21 protein-coding genes are annotated in these 26,563 nt (G+C 33.0%); 7 read left to right on the top strand and 14 right to left on the bottom strand.

The window, feature by feature from the left end:
- Window positions 1-195 precede the first annotated feature (195 nt).
- Entirely contained in the window at window positions 196-609 is a 414-nt protein-coding gene (locus tag PYW44_RS02335) for a DUF2188 domain-containing protein (protein ID WP_002506709.1), read from the bottom strand.
- 190 nt (window positions 610-799) lie between these two features.
- Between PYW44_RS02335 and PYW44_RS02330 the strand changes: the two genes are divergently transcribed.
- On the top strand, window positions 800-1,972 hold the full coding sequence (locus PYW44_RS02330) for a hypothetical protein (protein ID WP_069802375.1): 1,173 nt from the start codon (window positions 800-802) through the stop codon (window positions 1,970-1,972).
- On the top strand, window positions 1,962-3,191 hold the full coding sequence (locus PYW44_RS02325; RefSeq protein WP_069802377.1) for an MFS transporter: 1,230 nt from the start codon (window positions 1,962-1,964) through the stop codon (window positions 3,189-3,191). The genes PYW44_RS02330 and PYW44_RS02325 overlap by 11 nt, the downstream gene beginning before the upstream one ends.
- 129 nt (window positions 3,192-3,320) lie before the next feature.
- Here PYW44_RS02325 and PYW44_RS02320 read toward each other — a convergent pair whose 3' ends face one another.
- The 4 genes from PYW44_RS02320 to putP form a co-directional block, all read right to left on the bottom strand.
- Window positions 3,321-5,198 (bottom strand): FUSC family protein, encoded by a 1,878-nt coding sequence (locus PYW44_RS02320; protein WP_051300677.1) that lies wholly within the window; start codon window positions 5,196-5,198, stop codon window positions 3,321-3,323.
- Between the two features lie 543 nt (window positions 5,199-5,741).
- Complete coding sequence (budA, locus tag PYW44_RS02315; protein WP_021338581.1) at window positions 5,742-6,440, bottom strand: acetolactate decarboxylase; 699 nt, start codon at window positions 6,438-6,440, stop codon at window positions 5,742-5,744.
- A 201-nt stretch (window positions 6,441-6,641) separates the two neighbouring features.
- On the bottom strand, window positions 6,642-6,926 hold the full coding sequence (locus PYW44_RS02310) for a putative quinol monooxygenase (protein WP_002506704.1): 285 nt from the start codon (window positions 6,924-6,926) through the stop codon (window positions 6,642-6,644).
- Window positions 6,927-7,229: 303 nt separating this feature from the next.
- On the bottom strand, window positions 7,230-8,780 hold the full coding sequence (gene putP, locus PYW44_RS02305; protein WP_021338583.1) for a sodium/proline symporter PutP: 1,551 nt from the start codon (window positions 8,778-8,780) through the stop codon (window positions 7,230-7,232).
- Window positions 8,781-9,295: 515 nt separating this feature from the next.
- Here putP and PYW44_RS02300 point away from each other — a divergent pair.
- Window positions 9,296-11,248 carry a fructose-1,6-bisphosphatase gene (locus PYW44_RS02300; RefSeq protein ID WP_115075950.1) on the top strand — a complete coding sequence of 651 codons (1,953 nt, stop codon included), beginning with the start codon at window positions 9,296-9,298 and terminating at the stop codon, window positions 11,246-11,248.
- Between the two features lie 66 nt (window positions 11,249-11,314).
- Here PYW44_RS02300 and PYW44_RS02295 read toward each other — a convergent pair whose 3' ends face one another.
- Window positions 11,315-13,090, bottom strand: a complete 1,776-nt coding sequence (locus tag PYW44_RS02295; RefSeq protein WP_031265858.1) for a cation:proton antiporter — start codon at window positions 13,088-13,090, stop codon at window positions 11,315-11,317.
- Window positions 13,091-13,438: 348 nt separating this feature from the next.
- On the opposite strand from PYW44_RS02295, the gene PYW44_RS02290 reads away from it, so the two are divergent.
- Window positions 13,439-14,497, top strand: coding sequence for a YkvI family membrane protein (locus PYW44_RS02290; protein WP_021338586.1), 1,059 nt, complete (start codon window positions 13,439-13,441; stop codon window positions 14,495-14,497).
- A gap of 254 nt (window positions 14,498-14,751) precedes the next feature.
- Here the strand turns inward: PYW44_RS02290 and mhqD are convergent, their stop codons facing one another.
- From mhqD to PYW44_RS02270, 4 genes are all read right to left on the bottom strand, one after another.
- On the bottom strand, window positions 14,752-15,345 hold the full coding sequence (gene mhqD / locus PYW44_RS02285) for a methylhydroquinone degradation carboxylesterase MhqD (protein WP_002506699.1): 594 nt from the start codon (window positions 15,343-15,345) through the stop codon (window positions 14,752-14,754).
- Between the two features lie 76 nt (window positions 15,346-15,421).
- A complete protein-coding gene (locus PYW44_RS02280) occupies window positions 15,422-16,321 on the bottom strand; it encodes a VOC family protein (RefSeq protein WP_069802382.1) in 900 nt (299 codons plus the stop codon).
- Window positions 16,322-16,374: 53 nt separating this feature from the next.
- Window positions 16,375-17,331 (bottom strand): ring-cleaving dioxygenase MhqE, encoded by a 957-nt coding sequence (mhqE, locus tag PYW44_RS02275; protein WP_021338588.1) that lies wholly within the window; start codon window positions 17,329-17,331, stop codon window positions 16,375-16,377.
- Between the two features lie 68 nt (window positions 17,332-17,399).
- A complete protein-coding gene (locus PYW44_RS02270) occupies window positions 17,400-17,834 on the bottom strand; it encodes a MarR family winged helix-turn-helix transcriptional regulator (protein ID WP_002506696.1) in 435 nt (144 codons plus the stop codon).
- 273 nt (window positions 17,835-18,107) lie between these two features.
- Between PYW44_RS02270 and aldA the strand changes: the two genes are divergently transcribed.
- Entirely contained in the window at window positions 18,108-19,532 is a 1,425-nt protein-coding gene (gene aldA, locus PYW44_RS02265) for an aldehyde dehydrogenase (protein ID WP_021338590.1), read from the top strand.
- A 93-nt stretch (window positions 19,533-19,625) separates the two neighbouring features.
- Here the strand turns inward: aldA and PYW44_RS02260 are convergent, their stop codons facing one another.
- Window positions 19,626-20,621 (bottom strand): metal ABC transporter solute-binding protein, Zn/Mn family, encoded by a 996-nt coding sequence (locus PYW44_RS02260; RefSeq protein WP_021338591.1) that lies wholly within the window; start codon window positions 20,619-20,621, stop codon window positions 19,626-19,628.
- Between the two features lie 198 nt (window positions 20,622-20,819).
- Between PYW44_RS02260 and PYW44_RS02255 the strand changes: the two genes are divergently transcribed.
- A complete protein-coding gene (locus tag PYW44_RS02255) occupies window positions 20,820-21,098 on the top strand; it encodes a GNAT family N-acetyltransferase (protein ID WP_002506693.1) in 279 nt (92 codons plus the stop codon).
- A gap of 201 nt (window positions 21,099-21,299) precedes the next feature.
- Here PYW44_RS02255 and PYW44_RS02250 read toward each other — a convergent pair whose 3' ends face one another.
- The 3 genes from PYW44_RS02250 to PYW44_RS02240 all read right to left on the bottom strand — a co-directional run bounded on the left by PYW44_RS02250 (window position 21,300) and on the right by PYW44_RS02240 (window position 25,539).
- Window positions 21,300-23,063, bottom strand: a complete 1,764-nt coding sequence (locus tag PYW44_RS02250) for an ABC transporter ATP-binding protein (RefSeq protein WP_021338592.1) — start codon at window positions 23,061-23,063, stop codon at window positions 21,300-21,302.
- Window positions 23,056-24,837: an ABC transporter ATP-binding protein gene (locus tag PYW44_RS02245; protein WP_021338593.1), complete on the bottom strand. Its 1,782-nt coding sequence runs from the start codon at window positions 24,835-24,837 to the stop codon at window positions 23,056-23,058. Before PYW44_RS02245 ends, PYW44_RS02250 begins: the two co-directional genes overlap by 8 nt.
- A 156-nt stretch (window positions 24,838-24,993) precedes the next feature.
- Window positions 24,994-25,539 carry a tubby C-terminal domain-like protein gene (locus PYW44_RS02240; protein ID WP_021338594.1) on the bottom strand — a complete coding sequence of 182 codons (546 nt, stop codon included), beginning with the start codon at window positions 25,537-25,539 and terminating at the stop codon, window positions 24,994-24,996.
- A gap of 187 nt (window positions 25,540-25,726) precedes the next feature.
- Here PYW44_RS02240 and PYW44_RS02235 point away from each other — a divergent pair, with 187 nt between their 5' ends.
- Window positions 25,727-26,539 (top strand): VOC family protein, encoded by an 813-nt coding sequence (locus tag PYW44_RS02235; protein WP_021338595.1) that lies wholly within the window; start codon window positions 25,727-25,729, stop codon window positions 26,537-26,539.
- The last annotated feature ends 24 nt before the right edge of the window (window positions 26,540-26,563 follow it).

The raw sequence follows: 26,563 nt of genomic DNA, 5'->3' as shown, positions 1-26,563 counted from the left end.
TCTAAATAAAAAGATACTTCAAATATGATAAAGTACACTTTTAAAAAATCGTTGTTTTTTCAAACTAAAATATGTTTATAAAAAAAGTACTAGTCCATCAAGTTAACGGAATAGTACTTCGGCGATTAGTATCTATGTCCCGAAATCTCATACTCTATGTTCTATTATTTCATGGGACAATTGAATATTTGATTGCTATTCATCTTTCTTATGTTCTCTCACTTCTGTCGATCTGTTATCAGCAATATTACGTGCACGTTTCATCGCATCCTCTTTCTTATCAAAACTATCAGAAGCTTGCTTAGCACCGTCCGTTTTAATCTTCCATTTATTATCTTCATAATAAACGTGAACATCTTTATTATTTAATTCAGGGTTCGCTGAATCATCTTTTTCATGTTTAGTTATTTTCTTGTTTTTCAATTCGTCTAATTCTTTTTTAGAAGCGTCTTTATACCAAGATTCAGCTTGTTTAGTTGCAATAGGTATTGCTCTATCTTCCTTATAACCATCTTTAAGCATCGCATTTCCAATATCTATTGCTTTTTTAAGTTCTAATTTTTCCATGTTTTTCCAACTTTGTGGGTAATCATCCATTGTCCAAGGCATTAACTTTAACCTCCTACGTTATAATTCTTCGTCTTAATTGTTGTTTACCACTGCTGAAAAGTTACAAACAAAGCAATATACACTTTCAATTAAAAACTCAAAATAGATAGCAATGATTAATTTTCTTAATGAACGGGAATTAAAGTATGAATCTAATCATTTCACACACTATTTAAAAAGGAGGGATATAATGACAAATATAGCGATAGGTTTAATTCCTTCACCTGACATGCCACACAAACTTATTAATAAAATTTCCGATTATCTAGCCGATGATATCCATAACCATGTAGATGATAAAACAAATTGGGATTTTGAAACACATGTCGCTTCCATGGTTGGGACAGCTGAACATACGGATAAAGCACTAGATATCGCATCAAATATAAAAAAACAAAAGAATTGGGACTACACAATTTGTATCACTGATTTACCAAGCCTATCTAATAATAAAACTGTGATTTGTGATATAAATCTAGATGACAAAACAGCATTAATATCTGTGCCAGCATTAGGTGCTGTGAATTTAAAACACAAGCTACGTCATTTTATTACATTTATTGTTAAATATTTTTTTACTTCAGGTTCAGATAAAAGCCTTTTGAAATCAAAGTATTTTAAATTAACAAAATTCAATGAAGTTATACCAAATGAAGATAACAAACAAGATAATAGAAAGCGTATTGTTTCTAAAACATCATTTTTAGGTTGGTTTCATTTAATCTTAGGCATGACTTTTTCTAATGAACCTTGGTCTGCTATTTTAGATTTCAAAAAAATTATTTCAGTATCCTTTGCAACTGGAACATATATCGCAATCTTCTCAACACCATGGGATTTGAGCTTAGATTATGAATACTGGCGCTTTATTCTACTCATGTTATTATCTATAAGCGGCATGGTCGGATGGTTAATATATTCATATAATTTATGGGAACGCCCAAATCCAAAAACACAACAATCCTATCGTTTCATTTACAATTTCACGACATTGACTACATTATTCGCTATCACCATTTTTAATTTTGCTGCATTATTTATATTACTCACAATAAGTACATTATTATTTGTACCACCAGAGATCTTTTCTAGCTGGACTTCTTTGAATGAAAAACAACCAACTTTTGTCAACTATATTAACCTTATTTGGTTTATCACTTCGTTGGGTATTTTAGCTGGTGCCATGGGTTCAACAGTTGAAAATGCTGAAAAAATCAAACGTGTAACATATTCATTCAGACAATATTATAGATATAAAGAACTAGAACAAGACGACGATAACACTAATAGTACTAATCAAGCGTCAGATTACAATAATGGCAAAAAACTATCACACAGTGAGGAGGATTCCAATGACAAATAGGACGATTGAAATCGGATTAGTAGCGGCACCAGGTATAACGGAAAAAATCGCTCACAATCTTGAAAATAACTTGCCAGACATATTAGCGAATTATTTCGCTAAAGATATTGAATGGAAAATCAATACAGTTGTTGATCCCCTTACTGGTTCTGCAGAAACTTCCAAAGAAATATTCGAAAAAATTGCTAACTACCAAAATAATAATAATTGGCAATACACTATAGGACTGACTGACCTCCCTATTATTAAAGATAATAATGTTATCGCTTTTGATATTAATAAAAGTAATGGTGCCAGTTTAATTTCCGTACCTTCCTATGGATGGCGACCAGTTCAAAAACGTATACAAAAATCTATAGTTGGAATTATTGAAACTGTGAATATGGATCATTCACAGGATTTACAAAAAAATGATTACAACGATAAAGGAAGTCAAGAGAAATTAAAATCACAATTTCCACTTTCAACTTTAAAATCACGCACAGCATATTTAGAAGACACAAATTCCAAACATACACACTATTTTGTTTCATCTAATACAAAAGGTTCTTTTCGTTTAATCAGTGGTATGACATTTGCAAACAACCCATTAAACATGCTCAGTAGCTTGAGTAATGTCGTAGCCATCGCATTCACTACTGGTGCTTTTGGTATCGTTTTTACTACGATGTGGGATTTAAGTTATGTTTATTCATCTTGGCGCATGTTACTCATGATGGTAGTCGCCATTTTGGGCATGATGTTTTGGATTATTGTAGCGCACCATTTATGGGAATCGAAAAAAGAAAGTAGAAATAAAAGAGTTACGATGTTATATAATTTGACGACAGTGCTAACGTTAACTGTTTCACTTATCATTTATTATATAATATTGTTCTTTTTATTCTTAATTGCTACTCTTGTAGTCTTGCCTTCAGGCTATTTAGGTCAAACTTTACAAATGGGTGGCTCCGCAAATTTAATCACTTATATAAATCTTGCTTGGTTTGCTACTTCTATATCAACAGTTGCCGGTGCAATTGGTGCTGGTTTAAACAATGAAGAACTCATATTAGAAAGTACTTATGGTTTTAGACAAAAAGAACGTTATAAAAAAATGGAAGACCAAGAAAAACAACAAGAACAGAAAAGAACTGAAGCTAAGAAAGATATTGAAGAGAAGAAACAGGAAGAAGAAAAGAAAGCAGAACAAGAAGCTAAAAATAAACAAGATCACTAGGGACAGTCTTACCTCAGACAAACCTCAGACTTCCTTTCATACTTGAAAACTTGTTTGACACCTTAAAACAAATAAAAAACAAAGCAAGCCAACCAGTTATTTCATTCATCATAAAGGTTGGCTTGCTTTTTAAACTTGTGCTAAATTTACTTTTTGTCTTGCGTTCATACAATTATTTTGAATGCTCATCAATGATGTTTTAATGTGCATATACTGAGGTAGTTCGGGTATTTCTTGAACTTTAATATGCGAACCTCTTTCAAAATGTTTTGCTATATTTTCAAAAATAAGTAAGTATTCACCCATTGTTTCATCATCTATATGATACCTTTCTTCATTACTCAAAGCTCTTGTAAGCATAAAGCTAATTTCTTCTAGAGCATAAATACTCGGATAATAATACTGTATGACCATCTTATTACTAAACAGTTCACCATTTGCGCTGTTATATACTTGCTTCATGTTATTAAGTTTCACGCTTAACTGAAGCATTTCTTGTTTGTCTTGTTCTCGTGATGAATATTTACTACTTGCAAACAAGTAATGGAATAATACTGCCTCGTCTCTTGCTACGTCCGCTAGTGTTGCTGGTAACATGGATGACGCTGTCTTTCTGCCTATTACCAATAAACAAATAACAGCAATTGCGATACCCACAATTACATCAATCACACGTGGTAATGCAATTAAAATTGTTAAGTGATTCGCTGCTATACCATTCAACAAGATCACTTGAATCGTTATAAAAATAACAGCGAATGAATAGTTAGCACCCACAAATACCTCTGTCACACCTGCTGCTGCAGCTAACAAGATAATCGCAATTGGTAACGGTGGCGTCGATAATAAAATTAGAGATAATACAAGCACACCTATAATTGTACCAACACCCCTAGATCCAGCACGCTCAAAACTATGTAACGTTGTTGAACCTAATAGTACTGTATGTGTACTTAAAGGGATCCAATATGCTTTTTCAAAGCCAAACATAAGTGCAATAAAAATTGAAATAGCCATAATAACTGTATAGCGTAATGTATTTCTAAACACAAAGGAATCCAAAGTTAAATTTGTTAACATACGGTGTCCATAAATAGGAACACGAATATCAATTTCATGTTCTACACGTTCATTACCTGCATTCATGATTGCATCTACTTTGAATATATTATCAACTAGATTTTGATATTGGTCATCAATTTCCACTGCTTTTGTCCATTGTTTTTTAAAATTACCTTCAGAGTATACAAGTTTTATTACAAAATCTGCCATTTCTTTGATTTCTTTAGGTAAAGGACGCATGTTCTTTTCATTCAGCTCTAATAATTCTGAATGAATACCTTGCGCTGTATTATGAAGTAATAGCAAACGCTGAAATTCGGGCGATTCTTTAGATTTCGCAGTACTAGAAGTAATCAGTTGAGTATCTGAATTTCGAAAAGCAGTCACTGCGAATTGTGATGCTTTAGCAAATGCCTTCGGATCATCAAAATTATAAATAAGTTGTTTAATGATATTATAGTCATTTTTGATGGCTTTTGACTCTGCAGATTCTTTAGAAATAACTATAAGTATAGTAACAATTAATGTTGCTAATAATCCCCCAACAAACATAGCGAGCCCTCTATATAAAGCTTCTTCTGGAGCTACAGGTAAGTTGAAAGGTAAACTGAAAGCAACAATAAAGAACGTCGATGAAGGTCCAGGTATATTCAATGAACTAAATATATAATACGGAATGACCGTAACAATAAGTAGCAATACACCAAAGATAAGTGGTTGGCTTACTGTGAGCGTACCTAATATCATTGCAATAGATAACCCTATCGATGAGAAAAATACGATACGCAGTTTTGATTTAGATGACCCACCAAATACATATATATGTGCTAAAGTACCAGTAGATATTAATAATCCTGTAGAAAGATGACCCATTAAATAACCAATAATGAGTGGGATAAACATTAATATAGCTTGTCTTAAACCTTTAGCAACATCGATTTTCATGGAATTAAATCGAACAAGTGACTTTAAATATTTAACCAATGTTGGTGTTCATCTCCTTTAATATTTTATTTTTCATTAGTTTAATACGTGTGTGCTCTACAAATTAAAGTCTTTAAAAAGCACAAATAAAAATGGGAGAAGGAGAGAAATCAAAAATGTGAAATTTGATTTCGTATTCCAACCCCCACAAGGCTGACTAAATATCTTAAAAGTTTGATATAAGTACAATTAGATATCAGACAGCTACTGTGTAATCTCAAATTTACATTTACGACATAGTATGTTGTATTTATATCCCAGTCTTATTAGGTCGTAAACACATGTAGTCTATTTATCTCAGCTTACTAACAATTCAATATTTAATACAATATTGTTTATTATCGTAAAAATTACATATGTCCAACTAAAAACATCACTTTACTATTTTAACACTTTTTGAAAAATATTTTGTCGTATTTGATTGGATAATATCATAGACAATTTATTATAAATCATTTCATTGTTAGTATGATGTAAAAAATCTTTTTATATCGCCCAAATGATTTATTCTGCTTCTTTAATATCTTCATGAACGCTTGAATAATCGATATCTGTTTCTAAAAATTCATCATTATTCACAGGAAAGTGTTGTTCAAGTGTTTCTATATTACTAATTTCTACTGAGCCACTATTAAATTCAAAGTCTAAGACATGGCCACCAAACGTTTTATTTTTATCAACAAAATGTAAATGAAATCCTCCTGCAGCTACGCCATGAAATAATTGTGGAGAATAAAATCCTACAATCGTACCATGCACTTGTTCTTGCGTATATTCAGGTTGTTTTTTAGCCGATTCTATTAATTTAGTATAAGGTCTCTCTTGTTTCGGCATCATTCTGACATGAATCATTTCAAATTTACCGGTGATTTTGACAGCTATAAATATATTATTACTCGCTGCTTGACGTTGTATTTCATTTAACAAAGCTTCAGAGTCTGTGATATAGCGAACATCAAATTGCTTATCTACTTTGAAAGGGGTAACTGTAGAGAATGGTGTCATTTCATTACCTTCTAATTGTTTGAACTCACCATATTCATTGGCATGATATGCGTTACCATCTAATATAATAACTTCACCATCAGAACCAGTTAATGTTCCTATACCTAAATCACCATGTTCTAAAATTTCGTTAATCGTAGCAGTGCCTTCTAATAAACCTGCCATCAACGTCCCTAAAGTTCCGTGTTGATATAACATTATTTCTTCTCTCCTTACTAAAACGTATTACTTACTTTTTAAAATAGGGGTATTTTTATTATAATTGCTTCCAACATGAAATTATACACTATTATATTACACTGCAACAGCTTAGTGTCTTAATCGACCATATTAAAAGGCATAAAAAGTCTAAACTCACGAGATTGTGTAAGTTTAGACTCTTATTTTTGAAATGGTATTTTATTTAGTTTGAGAAACCTTAATATCAGGTTTTGTAATCAAATATTGCGTAACTTCTTTGAAAAAGTGTTGAAAGTGTTCTGTGCCATTGTGTACTTCTAAAGCTTCTTCATTTTCATATTGTTCGATAAAAGCAAATGTATTAGGCTCATCCGTTCGTTCAAAATGTGCATAATACAATGCGCCGTCTTCTTTGTTAGCTGCTAGTACAAGCGGTTCTACTAACGCTAAATACTGATCACGCTTTGACGGATCAATTTTCATTATCGCATTTACAGTAATCATCTTTTTCTCCTCCTAGGAAATCATTATCTTTATAAATTACCGCAAACTAAATATCGCAAACATTGCATGCTTAATATCAATTGTTAAAAAAAGTATCATTCAGTAATAAATCGAAATACTCCAAATTTTGAAACCAAATATATCAAAAAAAGACTAACTCCCCCTTTGAAGTTAGTCTTTTATTATATATAATTTCTCCCGTTTTAAACTAAATGAGTGACTTTATAGTTTAATATAAAACTTCATCTAGCTTATTTGTTTAATTTTGACTACATAATTTAAACCCCTTATTTAAATTATGTTTTACTTTTTCTTGCCAACGCTTTTAACAGTTTGACGTACATCTGCTAAATCCCCTTCAACATCGATGTCAGGTTTTTTAGTAAATTTACTTACTACAACCGTTACAATTAAACTTGTTAAGAAGCCTGGTATGATTTCATATAAATTAAAGAAATCATTAATTTCACCAAGTGGTTTAACAAATGCAATCCATATAATTACTACAATTGCCCCTGCTAACATACCACTTACTGCACCAGTACGACTTAAGCCTTTCCAATATAATGACAATAGAACAAGTGGTCCAAATGCTGCACCAAAACCTGCCCATGCATTACCTACAAGACCTAAAATCGTGTCGTTTGGTGTCCAAGCAATCCAAAGCGATATAAGTGCTACAACGATTACTGATAAACGTCCCACCAAAACAAATTCTTTTTGATGTTCTTTGGCTGCTTTCTCACCACGGAATAATTTATAAAAATCTTCTGTTAATGAACTTGATGTCACTAACAATTGTGAAGAAATTGTACTCATAATCGCGGCTAAAATAGCAGCAAGTAAGAACCCACCAACAAGCGGATGGAATAAAATTTGTCCCATTAAAATAAATAGTGTTTCTGGATCTTGTATGTCTGCGCCACCACTATTAATAAATGTGATACCTGTAAGACCAACCCCTACTGCACCTAGTAAGCTGACTGCCATCCAACCGATACCAAAACGTCTTGCTGTTGGTATTTGTTTAATTGATTTGATAGACATAAAACGTACAATGATATGCGGCTGACCAAAATAACCTAGGCCCCAAGCAAAGAATGAAATAATACCTATTGCTGTTGTACCTTTAAATAAATCCAAATTCGTAGGTTTTATTTCTGCTGCTTGTGATATTGTATCAAGTCCACTTAACTGCATCATAGCAACAATCGGTACCATAACCATAGCGATAATCATAACGACCCCTTGGAAAAAGTCTGTTAATGATACTGCTAAATAACCACCAAAGAATGTATATGCAATAACAATAATTGCTACGATTACCATACCTAAGTGATAATTTACACCAAATGCACTTTCAAATAATACCCCACCTGAAACCATTCCAGAATGAGTATATAACGTAAAGAATACAACAATAATTGCCCCGGCAATTATTTTAATAGAGTTAGATTTATCATCTAGTCTATTTTTAAAGAAATCTGGTAGCGTAATGGCATCCCCAGCTTTCTCTGTATATACACGGAGACGCGGTGCTACAACAATATAGTTTATGTATGCCCCTATAGTTAGACCAATCGCTAACCACGCTGCTGATAGCCCAGTTGTATAAACTTCCCCAGGTAGTCCCATAATCATCCAACCACTCATGTCGGATGCACCTGCGGATAGTGCTGTTACATATGGACCAATATTTCTGCCGCCCAACATATATTCACTGACATTGCCTGTCGATTGTTTAAAGCCATAGTAACCTATGCCTAGTAAAACAATGAAATAAACAATTAGCATAATATAAGTTTGCCAGTTCGGGTCTACTTGACTCTGTAATGATGCTCCCAATGTAAACATTGAACAAACTCCCTTTTTTTATGATTTTGTCACATGCATTCATTATACAAAAATCAGAGAGATTTTAAACCACTTATCAGAAAGTTTTTTCTTATATTTTTTAATAAAAAGGCTTTACGGCACTTTGAACACTGATATATAAGCGGTTTTAACGCTTAAAATTAAAAGTGTAATAATTCTCTTTTGGTGCTTTTAATCTCTTTTTACAATTCACAAAAATGTATGTTTCCCACAACTTTTATATAAATATCGTTTTTAATGTATTTGAGTAACATGTTATTTTACATTATTTTTTGTAATAATCGAACTTTTTTATTTATAAGCTTATGTATACATTTTCTATCTTTTATACATTATTAAGCCATTTTTTAGAATTTATTTACAGTTAATAATATAATAAGAAATAGACATAATAATCAAAATTAATGCTACAATAAAAACTATATAATGAAAGCGTTTTACATAGCTGTAATACAAAACATTACAAAAACTATACAACTGGAGTGACATAAATCATGTGTAAAACAACGGATAAAAGCGTAAAGGACAGATATTTAGATTTACTTTCAGAACAATTCCACTCAAAAGAAGAATTGGCTACAGAAATCATTAATTTGGAATCTATTTTAGAACTTCCAAAAGGTACAGAACACTTCGTCAGTGATTTACATGGTGAGTTCCATGCTTTCCAACACGTGTTACGTAATGGCTCTGGAAATGTACTGTCAAAAATCAATGACATTTTCCAAGATACTTTAACACGTAAAGAAATTAATGAATTTTCCTCACTCGTATACTACCCAGAAGAAAAAATAAAATTAATAAAAAATAATTTTACTTCTAAAGCTGAATTAGATGAGTGGTATGTAACTACAATTAATCGTTTAATTAAATTGATTACATATGCCTCATCAAAATATACACGAACAAAATTACGTAAATCGCTGCCTAAAAACTATGTCTTTATTATTGAAGAATTACTGTATAAAAGTAATAAATACAATAACAAACATTCCTATTACGAAACATTAATCAATCAAATCATAAAGCTTGAACAATCTGATGATTTAATCATCGGTCTATCATTTACCATCCAACATTTAGTAGTTAATCATTTACATGTTGTGGGTGATATTTATGATCGTGGACCAGAACCAGATAAAATTTTAGAAACACTTATTGATTATCCCTCAGTAGATATTCAATGGGGCAATCATGACGTTTTATGGATTGGAGCATATGCTGGTTCTAAGGTTTGTTTAGCCAATTTACTGCGCATTTGTGCACGTTACAATAATTTAGATATTGTTGAAGATGCCTATGGTATTAATTTACGTCCATTATTAACACTTGCTGAGAAATACTATGATGGTAATAATAAGGCATTTCAACCTAAAAATACTCAGGATTTAACCCAAGCAGAATTAGAACAAATTACGAAAATACATCAAGCTGTCGCAATCTTACAGTTTAAATTAGAAGCGCCTATTATTAAACGTCGTCCAGCATTCGAAATGGAAGAACGTTTAGTGCTAGAAAATATCGACTATGCAAAAAATGAAGCAACATTGTACGGCAAGACTTACACGTTAGAAAACACTTGTTTCCAAACAATTGATCCTGAAGATCCTAATAAATTACTTGAAGAAGAAGAAGAAGTGATGAACAATTTATTATTATCTGTTCAACAATCAGAAAAATTAAAACGTCATATGACTTTCTTAATGCAAAAAGGTAAGCTCTATTTGCCTTATAACGGTAATTTACTTATCCATGGTTGCATTCCTGTAGATGAAAACGGTGAAATGGAATCTATGACGATAGACGGTGAAAAACGCTATGGTCGAAATCTATTAGACTACTTTGAAACTCACGTCAGAAAAGCATTCGATAATAAAGAAATTGAAGATGACTTAGCAACTGATCTCGTGTGGTATTTATGGACTGGTAAATATTCTTCACTATTTGGTAAACGAGCAATGACAACTTTCGAACGTTACTTTATTAGTGATAAATCAGCACATAAAGAAGCTAAAAACCCATATTATTATTTACGTGAAGATGTAGATATGTGTAAAAAAATGCTAAAAGACTTTGGACTAGATCCTGAACAAGGCCATATTATCAACGGACATACCCCTGTGAAAGAAATTGATGGCGAGAATCCAATTAAAGCAGAAGGTAAAATGATCGTAATCGACGGCGGCTTCTCAAAAGCCTACCAATCAACGACTGGTATCGCAGGCTATACCTTACTTTATAACTCATTCGGTATGCAGCTTGTAGCTCATAAACATTTTAATTCGAAAGAGCATGTTCTGCTTAACGGTGCTGATGAACTTTCGATTCGTCGCGTCGTAGATAAAGAATTACAACGTAAAAAAATACGTGATACGAATTCAGGTCAAACTATCCAAGAAAAAATCGATATCTTAAAAGAATTAATGCATGACCGCTTCGTAAATTAAAACAACTCAATAAACGCATAAAAAATCCATTTGCTAACAATAAATTATTGCGCAAATGGATTTTTTCTATATATTCTGATGTAAATAAGCGTCTTTCAAATAACCAATCATCCCTTTTTCTGATTCTACAGGATTATTATTACCACGCTTGAATGTTACGACTTTACCATCACTAATATGATAAAGTATCATATCATTTTTAGTTAACTCACCTTTACAAGATACTGGTATTTCTATAATATTGTGATCTTTAATAAAACGGTTAAACCAACGTGATGTAAAATTCCAATCAAAAAGGATATGATTTTTGATTGGCCCGTCCACATTACTTCGTGCATGTTCATCACTAAACGACACGGGCATCATATCTACATTTTTCAAACCAAATTCTGGGACTAATTCATTAAATGCTAGACTGTTAAATACAAATGATTGCGTCATGAGTAAACATTTGTTGTAACGCGTCATATCTGCATAAATACGATCATTACTAGACAGTAAATTGCCTTCAAAAATTTCAAAATCTAAATCATGTGAGCGTTGAGACGTATTTTTAAATAAATTAAATGCCATAACTGGAATATTATGTTCTCTCAATTTTGCGCCGAGATGAAAAGCAAATTCACTTTCTCCTACAATGATTACACCTGGTGGTTCTGTACTTGAAAGCCTCATAACTTTACTCAATGGTAAGAAACTAAAACCATAAATTACTACGGTAATAAACACTAATCCAAAAGTAACTGGCGTGATGAATTCAGCCATTGGTGTACCTTTCTCTACAAATAAGCCACCAAAAAACTGAGCAACAGTAAGTACGACAATACCACGCGGCGCCATCATAGATACCATCGCGCGTTCACGTTTTGAAATTTCTGTATTTATCGTAGCCAGTATGATTGAAATCGGTCTAATTAAAATAATCATGATTGCACAGAAAATAAATAATTTCCATGACATGACACTTTTTAACACTTCTAATGTTAAAGAAGATGTAATTAAAATAAATACCGTCGAGATCATGATTGATGACGTGTTCTCAATAAAATGATCAGATTCTTTGAATATTAAATCGTGACGTTTCATACGTGCCATCATTAAACCGAAAATTGTAACTGCAAGTAATCCAGATTCTGGTAAAATTTCATCACAAATAGCAAATATTAATAAAATAAAGACTAATTGAATCGGTGGCATGAGATTTTGAGGGATTAAATCACGTTTAATCAGCCACATAAATAAGTATGATGCACCAAAACCGATGACCACAGCTACTAAGAAGCGTAAGACGAAACTCAATATAATTTGCAATTCAAAGCCCTGCTCAAATATTTGAAACACATAAAAAGCACCGAGCGCTAACATAGGTCCAATAGGATCAAGTATGATACTTTCCCATCTTAATATTGAATCTACACTTTTTCGAACTTTAGCTTGTTTTAATAATGGTTGAATTACGGTAGGCCCCGTTATTAAAAATAAACCGCCTAAGACGAGTGAAATTGCCCATGAGAATCCTAATACATAATGTAAGGCAATTGAACCTAAGATCCAAGCAATCGTAGCTCCTATAGTAATGATACGCATCACTGCCTTAGAAATACCTTTTAATTCACGAAAGTCTAAATTACTACTTCCTTCGAATAAGATAATAGCTACAGCTAATGATACTAACGGACTGAACACTTCTTGTCCTAAACTTTCTTGAGGGTTAATCAGACCAAATATAGGCCCTACGAGTAACCCTACGATAGCCATGACTACAATCGATGGCCATTTAATTCTGGTAGCAAACCACTGGCTGAAAATGCCGAGCGCTAAAAATATAACGATGAGCAACATTAATGGTAAGTTTAGTAAAGTCACATAACTCCCTCTCTCTATTTTTAATATCAAACAATTTTTGTATACTTTCTTTCAAAAATTCATTAACAGAAAAACATACTATCAAAATTTTAAGTTTAACGCACTAAAATGACCTTCACTATATACCCACACATATTTCACTTTAATCGTAGTGTTATTCCGAAACACCTCATTAAGTACTCTCCTGATATACATATGTCTACACCAAATAAACTTTCGTGTTTATTTCTCTTCCTTTTTAAGGTAGAATTAACTATTGTGATGCTTTTTATATAACATAACTTAATTCGGATAATGAATTGTCATGAAAGGATTCCAAACAATATGAATAAATTAAAAGAAATTATTATTGTTGCTTTTGCATTTGTCGGTGTTGTAGTAGGTGCTGGCTTTGCTACAGGGCAAGAAATTTTCCAATTTTTTACAAGTAACGGTAATTTTAGTGTGTATGGCGTTTTTATTACTGGCTTGATTATTACTGTTGGCGGGGTTTTTGTACTGAACACAGGTTATCGTCTGCGTTCACATAGCCATACAGAACCGATCAAATTTTACTTACCTCGTACTATTGCAACGATATTTGATGTCATATTAACATTATTTTTATTTGCATTAGCAATGATTATGACTGCAGGTGGCGTATCTACAATTAATGAAAGTTTTGATATTCCCTATGGTCTTAGTTCATTTTTATTAATCTTAGTTATTTTATTAACACTATTTTTAAAATTTGATCGCTTAATTACTGTATTAGGCATGGTTACCCCATTCTTAGTCTTAATTGTAACGATTATTGCCATATATTATTTTTCAACTGGCCAATTTAATTTTGAGGCTGCTAACAGCTATGCAAATAGTGAAGGCCGCACAGATAACTGGTGGTGGTTCGATGCCATCAATTACGGAAGTTTACAAATTGCTGCTGCTTTTAGCTTCCTTTCAGTAATGGGAGGTCGTTTAAAATTTGAGAAATCAACTATTTGGGGCGGTATTTTTGGTGGTATTATCATTACCTTCCTATTATTAATGCTCAATCTCGGTATGGTTACAGAATTTGCCCAAATTACAGGCGTTGCACTCCCATCATTATTACTAGCCAATAATATTTCCCCTTTTATTGGTGTATTTATGGCTATCGTTATGATTTTAGTTATTTATAACACAGTCGTAGGATTAATGTATGCGTTCGCTTCACGCTTTACTGAGCCTTATAGTAAATCGTATTACATTTTAATTACCATAATGGCAATTATTACTTTTGCTACAACTTTTATTGGTTTTATCGAATTGATAGGCAAAGTATTCCCTATCATGGGTATTTTCGGTTTCATTCTATTAATTCCAATATTTATTAAAGGTATACTTAAAAACAAACCCGAATAACACATAATTGATTATCTATATTCCGAAAGAAAATCAGTTTTATAGGATACAGACAAAATTGAATATTTTGCCACCGCACTGAGTCACTCTATTTTGAGAGTGACTCTTATTTTTTATCTATTTTAAATCTAGTTATTATGATCTATAAATTAAAAAACAAGACATAAACTGCATGCGCTCTATTACACACATGAAGTTTATGTCTTCTATTTCTTGCTATTGTTTTAATGTTTCACATTTTTCATTATTATATATTATTGATTTAATACTGTTTGACCTGCTTGAATACCTGCTTGCGTCAGTTCGTGACTATTCACCCAAACTTGCGTCACATTTGCTCCACGACTCTCAAAAATATCAATTACGTTCTTACTAGCTTCTACAGTAACGATTGGATCGTTTTCTCCCATAGAAAGTAATACATCTACATCACTTAAATCTTTATTGTTCACTAAATCTACAGGATAAAGTGGTGCATATAACAATGCTTTTTTAAATGTAATATCATCATGTAACATCATGCTAATCGCTATATTTGAGCCATTTGAAAATCCTACCGGTATGGCTTGTGCTAAATCAAAGTTATATTTATCAGCCGCTTCTTTTAAAAATGTAATTAAGCGCTCTGTTCTATATTCTAAATCTTCGATATCGTATTTTCCTTCTCCTAAACGTTTGAAGTAACGGTTCATACCATTTTCAGAAACCTCTCCTCTAACGCTTAATACATTATATTTAGAATTCAATACTTCACCTAATGGTAACAAGTCGTTTTCATCCCCGCCTGTACCATGTAATAAAATAAATGTAGGTGCGTTTGCTTCGCCTTCTTTAAAAATGTGTTCCATATATCGACATCTCCTTTAATTGTGTATTATATTCATTAAACTTGCTACTGTGTAAAATTTCTATTATCATACATCATTATATTTTAATTGGTGGTAAATGGCGTAAAAGTTCTTCTCTTTTTTCTTCATATTGAGGTGGTAACATCAAATGTGTACCAAGTTCCTCAAACCGTTCATCAACGGTAAACCCTGGCCCCTCTGTCGCAAATTCAAAAATAATACCACCATGTTCTTTCATGTAAACTGCATTAAAATAATTACGGTCTTTAACATCTGTTACGTGGTAACCTTTTCCTGTCATTTTTACTTGCCAACCACGATGGTCTTTATCTGTAGGTACAGACCAAGCAATGTGATGTACAACGCTAACACCCCAACGTACATGTTCTTCCGGTGCGACTTTCTGAACCATGACGTGATGTTGCCAATCACCAGCTGTTTCAATATGGATATAATCATCGTTTTCACTTACTTGCGACAATCCCATATCATTTGTTAAGGTACGTGCAGTCGCTATTGGATCCATCGACAACATCGTTACACCATGAAAACCAATAATGTCTTTGTCATTATCTGCATTTTTTTCTCCTTCAACAAGTGCCAATGCCAAACCATGTATATCATCAAACTCTAAAGTTTCTTTATCGAATAACTGTGTTCTTTCTACATTTATATCATTTTCTAGTAAATGTTGTTCCCAAGCTGCAATAGCATCTTTTGGAATTCTAAACGCAATTCTTTCAACTTGGCCTGCACCAATACGACCTTTATGCGCATTTGGCCAATTGAAAAACGTTAATATCGTTCCATTATCGACGTTGCCATTCGAGAAATATAAATGATACGTAGACGGGTCATCGAAATTCACTGTTTTTTTAATTAATTTTAAATTTAATATATCTCTATAAAACTGAATGTTTTCTTCTGGATTACCTACAATTGCTGAAATATGATGAATGTGTTGAATTGCTTCCATAATTGTTCCCTCCCTAATTATTTACCTTTGCACTTTTTTTAAACCCGAGTACTTTATCGTTTTGTGTTAAATGGTTTGACTTCTGATTCAATATATTCACGTTGCTCTTCTAAAAATGGTGGCAGTGCTAGACTTTCTCCAAGTGTTTCATATGGTTCGTCACCCATAAAACCTGGGCCATCTGTAGATACTTCAATTAATATATGACCAATACGTGCATATAAAGCTTCAAAATAAAATCTATCTACTAAGCCAGAATTACCTATACCTAATTCTTTATATTTTTCCATCCATTGCTCAATTGCTTCATGATCTTTTAATCTAAATGACACATGATGTACTTCACCGTAGCCTTGACGCGATGCTGGTCCTTCAGCATCTTTTCTTAAAATTACTTGACCGCCATTGCCACCTTCGCCGACCTCTAATAAAGCAACATTTTCTTCTTCATGTTTCACTTTCATACCAAAGACTTGTTCTAATATTTTGATAAAATCTTCAAAATAGCTAACTGTAATTTCAATTGGCCCCAATCCATAAATAGCTTTGTCTGTTGGTACAGGACCATTTTTCCATGGTGTACCCGGTGCAACACCTGTATTATGTTCATCTGATACAAGTTGGTATCTTTGACCATCCACTTCTTCAAATGGTAAAACTTTTGTGCCAAATAACGTTTGTATGCCATCATGTTTTATTTCAAAGTCATTAAAACGTTGTTCATAATATTCAAGCGCTGCATCATTTGGAACTCTAAACGATGAACGTGAAATTGAATTTGTTCCTCCAGTACCTTTTGGCACATTAGGAAAATCGAAAAATGTCATATCTGTTCCTGGTGAACCTACATCATCTGCAAAAAATGTGTGATACGTATATATGTCATCTTGGTTTACTGTTTTTTTAACAAGTCTCATACCTAATACTTCTGTGAAAAATTTATAGTTTCTTTCTGCATCGTCAGTGATCGCAGTTACGTGGTGGATACCTAATAATTGATTGTTTGTCATAATAAAACTCCTTATTTTATAATTTATCTCGATTTCGAAGTAATTTTTACTAAATTTTAAAAGTGCTACTACACTTCTGTGGATTGAGCACTTATTTTTTTCAAAGCTTGTTTTAATGTGGTCATTTCTTCATCGGTAAGTACCGAGAATGTTGATGTTAACGTTGCTGCATGTTCTGGAAATATATCATCCATCAATGCATGTCCTTGATCGGTAAGCGAAGCATTGGTAACACGTTTATCTTGTTCATTACGTATTCTGATTACAAAACCTTTTTCTTCTAATTTATCTACAACATATGTGATGCTACTGCTAGCAATTAATACTCTCTGTCCAATACGTTGTATCGGTTGATCACCTTTGTTATACAATAATTCCATTACTTCAAATTCTGTAAGATTTAAGCCATAACGTTGAACGTCTGTCCTAACAATTTGTTCCAAATAGTCTACCGTTCGGTTTAATCCAATGAATGTATTTAATGATTCTTTTGTACGGTCCATTACGTCACCAACTTTCAATTTGTTTCGAATTCGAGATAAATATAACACCTCTCAATAACATAGTCAACATATAAGTATAAAAAATATACCAAAATAAATAAAACATCTATTTTATGGTCTTTGTTGAGACTAAAAGTCATTTTCATCGCTTATTTTCACTTCAAAATCAAATTAAAATATCTCATTAATTATTATACAAAATAATATTATTTCTCTCATTCTCGTTTTCAAAAAACATTCAGTGGTAGAAGGAAGTATATGGAGGTGTCATAATTGAACAAATTATTTATTAATAATGAATTTATCGAAAGTAAATCAACTGACACAGCAGACGTAATCAACCCTGCTACGGAAGAAATAATAGATACAATTTCATTCGCAACAGAATCCGAAGTTAATGATGCAGTAGAAAAATCAAAACACGCCCAGTTAGAATGGGAAAAAGTACCTGAACCTACGCGTGCTGATCATGTAAAATTATTAATTCCATTATTAGAACAGAATAAAGATACATTGGCAGAACTATACGTTAAAGAACAAGGTAAAACACTTGCTTCAGCTAAGGGTGAAATTGATAAAGCGATTCAGTTCATCGATTATATGACTAGTTTAAGCATGAGTAACAAAGGTGAAGTTTTACAAAATAGTCATGAAAACGAAACTATTTTACTTACGAAAAAACCTGTTGGTGTTACTGCTGGCATCGTTCCTTGGAACGCGCCAATTATGGTATTAATGAGAAAAGTCATACCAGCTATCGTTACTGGCTGTTCGGTAGTGATTAAGCCAAGTGAAGCAACTTCTTTAATTACACTTAAACTTGCAGAACTTATTCGTGAATCTACAATACCTGCTGGTCTTGTACAAATTCTACCAGGTAAAGGCGAAACAGTTGGCACTCAATTGGCACAACATCCGGACATTCAATTAATCTCTCTTACTGGTAGTATGCGTGCAGGTAAATCTGTATACGCTGAAAGTGCTAGTACAGTTAAAAAGGTTAATTTAGAGCTTGGTGGTAATGCACCTGCGCTCGTCACTTCAAACGCTAATTTAGATAAAGCTGTTGACTATATCGTTACAGCAAGAGTAAACAATGCTGGTCAAGTGTGTACATGTCCAGAACGTATTTTTGTACACGAAGCGATTCACGATACATTTATCAATAAATTAAAAGGTAAGATGGAACAACTTAAAGTTGGTGATCCATTCAATAAAGACACGGACTATGGTGCTATTATTAATCAACAACAGCTTGATAGCATTGATGACAAAGTACAAGATGCTGTGAAAAATGGTGCTGACTTAATTACAGGCGGACATAAAGTTGATGGCGCCGGCTATTTTTATGAACCAACTATTTTAGATAAAGTTAATCCTCAAGATAGTGCATTTAAAGAAGAAATTTTTGGTCCTGTCATACCGATTGTGACATATAATGAATTTGAAGATGCTATTGAACAAGCAAACGATACTAATGCCGGATTATCGTCATTTATCTTTTCTGAAGATTTAAAAGAAATAATGACTGCTACAGAGCGACTTAAATTTGGCGAAGTTTATGCTAACTGTGAAGCTGAAGAAGTTGTAAATGGTTTCCATGCCGGTTGGAGAGAATCTGGTATAGGTGGCGCTGATGGCATTCATGGACTTGATGAATATTATAATACCACTGTATCTTATATAAGATACGACTAGACATATCAGTCACAGACTTGAATAATAACAGTAAAAAGCCACGAAGAAATGTGCTAAAACAGCATTCTTTCGTGGCTTTTTGACTTTGGCTTTTTAATCGTTCAAAGCTTTATCCAATGATTTTATGTTTTCTTTCATCAATGATTGATATGATATGTTTTCTTTATCCGCTTCGGATTTGGACAAGGTTGCCATATTATGGAAACCTAATGGTGTCGTATCAGATTCTTTCTGAATGACATCCGTTACTTTAGAAGAAATATTTTGTTCATATAAAACGTAAGGTTGTCCTGTTGCTTTAATGTTTTTAACAATATCCATCAAATCTCTTTGACTTGGTTCTTCATTATTCATACCGCTAACACCCACTTGTTCAAAACCATATCTGTTAGCTAAATAACCGATAGAATCATGCGAAATAACTACTTTATCACGTTTCGTATCTTTAGTAATTGCTTTCATTTGCTCATCAATATCTTCAATATCTTTAACTATTTTTTGATAATTTTTGTCATAATAATCTTGGTGTTTAGGATCTTTTTTCGTTAAATCATCTCTGATTTCTTTCGCAAATATTTTGTTCATTTCTGGATCAAGCCACACATGAGGGTCATTCTTGCCATGTTCATGACCTTCGTGTTCGTCTTCATGTTCATGGCTATGCTCTGCTTCCTCGTGTTCGTGCGCTGTTTCCTCATGTTTATGATTAGCATTAAAATCGTCTTCACTCAAATTTCTTGCTAAGGGCAATTTTAAATTATCATTATTGATAGAACGTGTAATTGTTTTTGCGACTGGATCCATAGCTTCACTGGAATAAACAAATAAATCACCTTTGGCAATATTAATCATTTCTTTTTGCGTAGGCTCAAATGAGTGCATATCAGCACCGGGCGGGTAAATAGATTCTGCTTCAACATATTTACCACCGATTTGTTCGGTAAAACTTTTGAATGCAAATGCAGTCGTATATATTTTAAGTTTATTTTTAGAACTGACGTCTTGTTTTTCTTCTTTATTAATATCCCCGCATGCACTGAGTAACACAGCGCATACACATGTCAGTATCAACAGTATACTTTTTTTCAAAAAATTGCCCCTCCAAATCGAAATTGTTCCGTTAAAACTATAAACTTATTTCACATATTTTTCAATGGTTTTCGCTTAATCATTATATATTTCCTTACTTAACTTCATCACTTCTATGTTAATTCATACTGTAAATTGTTTAACATTTGGCAAAACGTGATATTTAGTAAGTAATACATTTATAATAGGAGTGATAAAATGGCTGATATTAAACAAGGTACGAATAAATTTTACATTGGTGATGATGAAAATAACCCACAAGCGCAAATTACTTTTAAACAACAAGGTGATAATCAAATTGATATCGATCACACTGGTGTTCCAGAAGAGTTTGGTGGACAAGGTATTGGTTCAAAATTAGTTAAATCTGTTGTAGATTATGCACGTGAGAATAATTTAAAAGTAACTGCATCTTGTCCTTTTGCTGAAGCAGTAATTGAAAAGAATTCAGATTATCAAGATGTTTACGTAGGTTAAGCTTTAAAATTTTAAATTAGATATTTCACAATAGCTAGCTGAAATTTAACTTAATTTGTTTCAAGTTCTTAAAGAACTACTTCCTCATTTATGGAGATGACTAGTTCTTACGCAAGAGCTTTAGTTCTTGTATTCTTTTTTCAGTCATCCTTGTAGGCCGGGCGTATGGAATCAAATTTGATTTCATACGCCCGCCCTCTTTTATCCATTTTGTAGTAAATACATATTATGATATATACCATGTTGCGCAATCAATTGATCATGGGTCCCTCTTTCTACGATTTCCCCACGATTTAATACAAGGATTTGATCCGCATCTTGTATTGTGGATAATCTATGTGCAATTGCTAAAGTTGTGCGACCTTTTCGCATTTCATTTAATGATTTTTGTATTTGCTCTTCTGTTGCTGAATCTATATTTGCAGTTGCTTCATCTAAAATTAATACTTTGGGATTCGTAGCAATTGTTCTCGCGAATGCAATTAATTGTCTTTCACCGCTTGAAAAAGCACTCCCTTTTTCTATTACTTTATGATTATATTGCTCAGGCAATTTCTCAATAAAATGATTAGCATGTACAAATGCTGCTGCAGCCTTCACTTGTTCAAACGTCATCGTAGGATGATATAACTTAATATTAGAGGCGATTGTACCGTAAAATATAAATGCATCTTGTAAAACTAAACCTATTTTCTCTTTTAATTCAGCTTTAGGTATAGTCTTAAGTGAATTGCCATCGACTTCAATGTCACCTCGGTTAAATTCATAAAAACGCATAAACAAGTTAACGATGGAACTCTTTCCAGAACCCGTATGGCCAACCAATGCTACCATCTCACCAGGATTGGCAGTAAAAGTGATATCTTTCAGTACATCTGTTTCACCATCATAACTAAAACTGACATGTTTAAATGCAATTTTCCCATCCTCAATTTTGTGTGTATTGGTTTCATGCTGTTGTGGTTCATAAGTGTCATCATCAATAAGTGCAAATACTCTGCTAGCTGATACAAGTGCTTGTTGTAAGATATTTAAATTCTGACTCACTTGATTAATAGGTTCAAAGAAACGTTCCATATATTGTACAAACGCAAATACAACACCCGCCGTGATGCCAGTAGTAAAACTAATAACACCAAAATAACCAAGAATCATGACCACTGCAAAAACAGATATAGAACTGATAGCAGGACGTAATAATAAACTATCAAGTTTTACTGTTTTCAGCATATAGTCATAATGTTCATCATTAATCTTGTTAAATTCTTTATTTAATCGTTGCTCTTGATTAAACGCTTGAATAATTCTCATACCTTCAATTGATTCTGCTAATTTAGAATTCAAATCAGATAATCTTTGTCTCGTTTTAGTAAAAAGAAAGGCAGAATATTTTCTATACGTCGCTAATATTATAAAAATAATAGGTAAAAACACAAGTGCAATTAATGCTAATTTTACGTCCAAAATAAACATCATAATGTAACTTGCAATCATCATAAAAAATGCCATGATAAAAGTTGAAAAAACACCAATGATCATATCCACGATTGTTTCTGTATCATTCGTCAATCTTGATACAATACTGCCTCCAGGAACTTTATCGAAATACTTCATTCCTAATTTACCTAATTTATTAAAAGCGTCAATACGTAATTGTTGAATTACCTTAAAAGCTAAATATTGGAACATATACTGACTAAAATAAAGGGTGATAGCACCTATAATTTGTATACCTAAAAATATAACAATCAACCAAATCATCGTATCTTTTGGAAAATGGCGTGGCGTTAAATAATCATCAATAAATATCTTGACCATATACGGTGTCATCATACTTGCCACAGTGGATAAAATAAGCATGATAAAGGCTAATGTAATCGTACCTTTATAGGGTAACGTATATTTAAACAACCGAATTAATGCACTTCCTTGGTCCTTTGCAGTTAAGTTAGTACGTTCAGTCATTTTCATCGCCCCCTTTCGTAAGATGATCTAAGTTACGTGATAACTTATCTTGTAAAGCTTGGGCTTGATACGTTTCATAATACCAACCTTTTTTCTCTATGAGTGAGTTATGAGTACCACTTTCAACGATTGTCCCTTCATCCAATACAATGATGAAGTCTGCATGTTTTACAGCGCTCATGCGATGTGCAGTAATGATATTGGTTTTACCATTTCTCACACTTTCTAAATTAGCTAAAATAGCTTCTTCCGTTTGCGCATCCACAGCTGACAATGAATCATCCAAGATAAGAACTTCTGGGTCTACTAACAATGCTCGTGCGATTGACACACGTTGCTTTTGACCACCAGATAAAGAAACACCCCGTTCACCAACTACAGTATGATAACTATTGGGGAAAGCCATAATATCGTCATGAATATGACTTAAGCGACTCGCTTCATAAATACTGTCATCATCAATCTCCTCATTACTAAATGCAATATTATTACGTATCGTTGTGGAGAATAAAAAATGTTCTTGTGGCACATAGCCAAACTGAGCTCTTAAATGCTTCACATTATAATCACGTATTGGATGGCCACCGTAAGTGATATCTTGCGGTCTTTTAGTATCAAATTCTCTCAATAGCAAACGTATTAATGCACTTTTCCCAGAACCTGTACGTCCTACAATTCCAAGTGTCGATCCCTGCTTAACTGAAAAATGCATATCATATAGTCCTTGTTCATCATTACCCGTGAAATTAAACTGTTCTATATTAAATATAATGTTACCCGTTGGAGGACCATCGATTTTATAAGTGGTTTCTATATCGTTCGGTAAGTTTTCAATTTCATCAATACGCTCATAAGACGCTTTGGCTCTCTGCACAATATTAAAAAATAAACCTAGCGCTAATAATGGCCATACGAGCATGCCTAAATATGTAGTAAAAGTAATAAGTTGTCCTAGCGTAATCTCATTTTGAAATACCATTTGTGCACCAAATGCAATCGCTAAAAAATAGCTAGTACCAATTACCAAAGTTATCGTAGGATCAAATAAAGCATCTATTTTCGATACTTTTAAATTTTTAGCTACAACATCATCACTGAGTGCTTTAAAATCTGCTTGGTCACTTGATTCATAACCAAATGTTTTAGTCACTTTAATACCTGCAACACTTTCCTGCGTTTTATCATTCAATTTACTAAACGCAGCTTGTGCTTTTTTAAATCCTTTGCTTAAAAGTGATCCATAGTAACTCGTTAATAACACCATAAAAGGTAAGGGAATAAGCGCAATTAATGTTAGTTGCCAACTTACCGTCGTAGCCATAGTAATTACAACGGTACCTCCACTAATTAACGAATCAGCAATCATTAGAATACCCGCACCTGCAGCATTTTGTACTGCTCTTATATCGTTAGTTGCATGCGCCATTAAATCGCCTGTACGTCTGTTTTGGAAAAATATCGCGCTCATAGCCGTGTATTTTTCATACAAATAGGTTCTCAAAGTCTGCCCTAGCTTTTGACTCGTTCCAAAAATGGATAATCTCCATACATATCTTAAAACATACGTTAATATCGCTACAATAGTTAGGATAATAAGGTAGATTGTTAATAATTTGGGTGTTAGCTTATTTGTCGTCATTTGGTCTATTGTCTTACCTATGATTTGAGGTGGTACGATTTCAATTAATGCGATTAATAGCAACGTAAATAAACCAACAATATAACTCTTTTTTTGTTGTTTAAAAAACCATCCTAATTTCCAAAATACTTTCAAATCCTCACCTCCAAAATCATGTTAATTACACTTTCTCTATAGTTTACCACAAGTTTACATAGGTAAATATATCAATATTTTTACACTACAAGTCACTAAAAGACATATAAAAATACCGGCAATGAAAATCACTGCCGGCATAAAATATAATACATTTTAGTTTGAGTTTTTTCGCTGTTGTTCTTGAAATTCGTAAAACACTTGGAACAACATAATTAACATTGCTGGGTGATACGTTTCACCTTCAATATATACGTCATGACGTGACGCTAATTTAAAGCGCTCAGACTTTGTTTGCATTAATTCATTATGTCCATCTGTCACTTTTACACTTCTAGAAAAAAGTCCTGATTGAAATTTTAATGTATCACCTTTATTACCCTCAAAAAGCAACGTAGGTTTAAAGCCTATTTTCGAACGAAAAACACCTATTGGATTGTCGTTTTTTTCTACTTGCCATACTGTTTTAAATGGTGTTTTAAACGCCCCACTTATAGTTTTTTCCTGAAGAATACGATACGTATCTTTGCCATCTGTGATCTCAAAGTTTTGTTTGCTATTGCCAAACATTGCAAAAGCCTCTTGTGTTGATGAAGTATAAAATAATTGTAACTTAAATACCGCTTCATCCTTATCATTAAACACATCAATTGCTGATTTGGAAGAACTGAAAAAATTTTCTTTAAAATAATAATGTGCCATTTTCAAAACTCCTATCCGTTAACTTTTTTCATTTAACCTTAATATACCACATGCTGAAATTCAAACTATAAATCGCTTTGAAATTCTATTTGTACATTCGAGCAAATTGTGTTGACTTATAAAGTAAGATACTCTAAACTCAAACTTGTAACAATAATAAATACAAGTAATGATAAGGAGCTTTATTATGACTTTTCACGATAATACATCAATCCAAGTAACGAATATCACTTTAAATGTTGAAAACCTATCAACAATGATTAAATTTTATAAACAAATTTTAGGTTTAACCGTCAATACTGAAACTCAAAAGGACGTCATATTTAATATAGGCAACCATGGTCACACTTTAACTTTACACGAAATCACTGATGGACGTCGCCCTTCTATGAAAGAAGCGGGTCTATTCCATATCGCCCTACTATTACCATCTAGAATAGATTTAGCTAACTTCTTATATCACGCATCAAGTTTAGGCGTTCAAGTTGGTGGAGGTGACCACCTTGTCAGTGAAGCGTTATACCTTTCAGATCCTGAAGGCAACGGGATTGAAATCTACGATGACCGCTCAAAAAACGAATGGTCATGGAACGGCAATAAAGTAAAAATGGATACACTGCAAGTCGATGTTAATGACCTTGTTGCACAACGTACAGAAACAGGTTGGCAAGGTATGCCTGACGATGCCAAAATAGGACATTTACATTTAAAAACTGCAGACTTAGAACAAGCGCGTCATTATTATATTGATCAATTGGGATTAGAACATATTTCCGATTACCCACAAGCGCTATTTATGTCTACCAATCAATACCACCACCATATCGCAGCAAACGTATGGCAATCCAACACGGTACGTCAAGATAACGACACAAGTTTTGGTTTATCACATGTTGATATATACAAACCTAGTGCAACTTCTGAACAATTTATCGGACCAGAAGGTTTTGAGATTGCAATACACAGCGACGCTTCACTTGTGGCTGATAAAAATAAATAACTACTGGTAACTTTTCGAATAAAG

Origin of the sequence: Staphylococcus equorum (assembly GCF_029024965.1) — a bacterium.
Classification (GTDB): domain Bacteria; phylum Bacillota; class Bacilli; order Staphylococcales; family Staphylococcaceae; genus Staphylococcus; species Staphylococcus equorum.
This window is presented reverse-complemented; position numbering and strand designations above follow the sequence as displayed.